Genomic DNA, 2,812 nt, shown 5'->3' on the forward strand with positions numbered 1-2,812 from the left:
GATCAAAGCCTTCAAGCGGCAGCTGTTCGAACGGCTGAAGGGGGAAACGGACGACCTCGGCTCGCTGCTGGTTTGTTTCCTCGCCATCGAGGGGCTGCGCAGCATGAATCTTTTCGATTCAGACGTGCTGTCGCAGCAGGAGCACAGGCTCCTGGTTTCCTCGCTGCTCAAGATAGCCGGATAGGTTGCAGGCCTCACATCAGCGGCTGCAAAGACCGCCCTAGAACCGCCAGCTTCCTGTCGCTCGAACTGCATCACAACATTGTAATCGCACCGAAATACGGGCATGGCATTGTTATGTTGCGACGCACAAACTATGTGCTTCAACAGTCCCTCCCTCCACGTGCGAGATCTGCCATGGGTTCCCTGTCCTCAAAGAATGCGCTCGTCACTGGCTCGACCAGCGGCATCGGCCTTGCAATCGCCCGCGCCTTTGCCGCCGAGGGCGCCAACATCACCATCAACGGCCTGGGCGATGCCGCGGCGATCGAAAAGGAGCGCGCCGGCATCGAGAGGGATTTCGGCGTCAAGTGCCGCTATTCCGGCGCCAACATGATGGACGGCGGGGCGGTCACCGCCATGATCCGCGAGGCCGAAGAGGCGTTCGGCAGCCTCGACATCCTGGTCAACAATGCCGGCATCCAGCATGTCGCGCCGATCGACGAGTTCCCCGACGACAAGTGGGAAGCAATCATCCGCATCAACCTGCTTGCCGCCTTCTATGCCATCAAGGCGGTGCTGCCGGGCATGAAGAGCCGCAAATGGGGCCGCATCATCAACACGGCCTCGGCCCATGCGCTGGTCGCCTCGCCGTTCAAGTCGGCCTATGTCTCGGCCAAGCACGGCATTGCCGGCCTGACCAAGACGGTGGCGCTGGAAGTCGCGCAGGATGGCATCACCGTCAATGCGATCGCGCCCGGTTATGTCTGGACGCCGCTGGTCGAGAAGCAGATCCCCGACACGATGAAGGCGCGCGGCATGACCGAGGAACAGGTCAAGCACGATGTGCTGCTTGCCGCGCAGCCGACCAAGGAGTTCGTCACCGTTGAGGAACTGGCGGCGCTGGCGCTGTTCCTGTGCTCGGATGCGGCCAAGCAGATGACCGGCACGACCCTGCCGATGGATGGCGGTTGGACGGCGCAGTAAGTGCAGCCTCCAAAGAAGGTGCGGGGCCGCGCCTCCCTCGACAAGAATTCTTGACAATCGCAGGGGAGCGTTCCAGCATCCTGGCTAAGGGGTTCCCCGCGACGACCCCGTGAGGCGTCAGCCCAACGATCGCGTCCAAACTCTCTTCGTTCAGGAGGTGGACGCCATGCCGTCAACAACTCAGATCACAGTGCCGCAGCTTGCCCGACTGGTCGGCCTGCCGGATGCACCTCGTCTCGTCGACGTACGCATCGACGACGACTTTCAAGCCGATCCGCGGCTGCTGCCGGCTTCTTACCGGCGCGACTTCAGAACCGTCTCGACCTGGGCGGCCGACTTCTCCGGATCCAGGGTCGTGGTCATCTGCCAGCGCGGAGAGAAGCTCTCGCAAGGCGTTGCCGCGTGGCTGCGCCACGAGGGCATTCCGGCGGAATCGTTGGAAGGCGGTTTCGCGGCCTGGGCCGCCGCCAAGGCGCCGTTGGTCGCGGCCGACGCCATTCCGCCCCGCGACGGGAAGGGTCGCACCGTATGGGTCACGCGTTCCCGGCCGAAGGTCGATCGCATCGCCTGCCCCTGGCTGATCCGACGATTTGTCGATCCTGGCGCCGTGTTCCTGTTCGTCGACCCGGCCGAGGTGCCCCTGGTGGCGGATCGCTTCGCCGCGGTGCCCTTCGACATCGAAGGCGTGTTCTGGAGCCATCGCGGCGATCACTGCACCTTCGACACGATGATTGAGGAGTTTGGCCTGCGCACCGAGGCGCTCGATCGTCTGGCGCTGATCGTGCGCGGCGCGGATACAGCGCGTCTCGACCTGGTGCCGCAGGCTGCCGGGTTCCTCGCCGCGTCGCTCGGCCTGTCGCGCATGTTCCGCGACGACTTGGAACAGCTCGAAGCCGGCATGCTGCTCTATGACGCTTTCTTCCGCTGGTGCCGTGACGCCACGGACGAGACGCATAACTGGCCGGCCGGGGGTAAGCAACAATGACCGTGCTTGCCAAGGACAGCGTCGCGCAGCCGGCCGATGTCCCGGCTGTGCCGACCTTCAGTGAAGCGACGGGGCTATGGGCCAAGATCGGCCTGCTCTCTTTCGGCGGGCCGGCCGGGCAGATCGCCCTGATGCACAAGGAATTGGTCGAGGAGCGCCGCTGGATCGGCGAGGAGCGGTTCCTGCATGCTCTCAACTACTGCATGCTTCTTCCGGGTCCCGAGGCGCAGCAGCTTGCCGTCTATATCGGCTGGCTGCTGCACCGGACGGCCGGCGGCCTTGTCGCCGGGACATTGTTCGTGCTCCCGGGCGCACTGGTCATGCTTGCCCTGAGCAGTTTCTACATGCTCTACAACGACGCGCCGGTCATCGAGGCGCTGTTCTTCGGCATCAAGGCGGCGGTGCTGGCGGTCGTCGTCGAAGCGGTGATCCGCATCGGCAAGAGGGCGCTGAAGAACCGGGTCATGGTGGCCATCGCGGTGGCGGCCTTTCTTGCCATCTATGTCCTCAAGCTGCCGTTTCCACTGATCGTGCTTGCGGCGGGACTCATTGGCTGGGTCGGCAATCACTTTGCACCCGGGCTGTTTTCGGGTTCGGCGCATGGCAAGGGCAACGCCGCCGCCGACAGAGGCGGCGTGGTCGACCTGATGTTCGAGCGCGGCGAGCTCGGCCACACCGTGC

3 protein-coding genes and 1 pseudogene are annotated in these 2,812 nt (G+C 64.3%); all 4 read left to right on the top strand.

Annotated elements, in window-relative coordinates; translation table 11 throughout:
- A pseudogene (locus EOA60_RS27035) lies at positions 1 to 184 on the top strand (TetR/AcrR family transcriptional regulator); the annotation flags it as partial.
- A 173-nt stretch (positions 185 to 357) separates the two neighbouring features.
- Entirely contained in the window at positions 358 to 1,146 is a 789-nt protein-coding gene (locus EOA60_RS27040; RefSeq protein WP_095824011.1) for a 3-hydroxybutyrate dehydrogenase, read from the top strand.
- A 166-nt stretch (positions 1,147 to 1,312) separates the two neighbouring features.
- Positions 1,313 to 2,131 carry a sulfurtransferase/chromate resistance protein gene (locus EOA60_RS27045; protein WP_095824010.1) on the top strand — a complete coding sequence of 273 codons (819 nt, stop codon included), beginning with the start codon at positions 1,313 to 1,315 and terminating at the stop codon, positions 2,129 to 2,131.
- Positions 2,128 to 2,812 (top strand): chromate transporter (locus tag EOA60_RS27050; RefSeq protein ID WP_164899565.1); only part of this gene is annotated, 685 nt, incomplete at its 3' end. The genes EOA60_RS27045 and EOA60_RS27050, both read left to right, overlap by 4 nt.

The organism is Mesorhizobium sp. M1A.F.Ca.IN.020.06.1.1, assembly GCF_004023265.1.
GTDB lineage: Bacteria > Pseudomonadota > Alphaproteobacteria > Rhizobiales > Rhizobiaceae > Mesorhizobium.

Bases quoted from the DNA above. Each gene is read 5' to 3' on its own strand.
- EOA60_RS27040 (WP_095824011.1), top strand. From the start codon at position 358: ATGGGTTCCCTGTCCTCAAAGAATGCGCTCGTCACTGGCTCGACCAGC.
- EOA60_RS27045 (WP_095824010.1), top strand. From the start codon at position 1,313: ATGCCGTCAACAACTCAGATCACAGTGCCGCAGCTTGCCCGACTGGTC.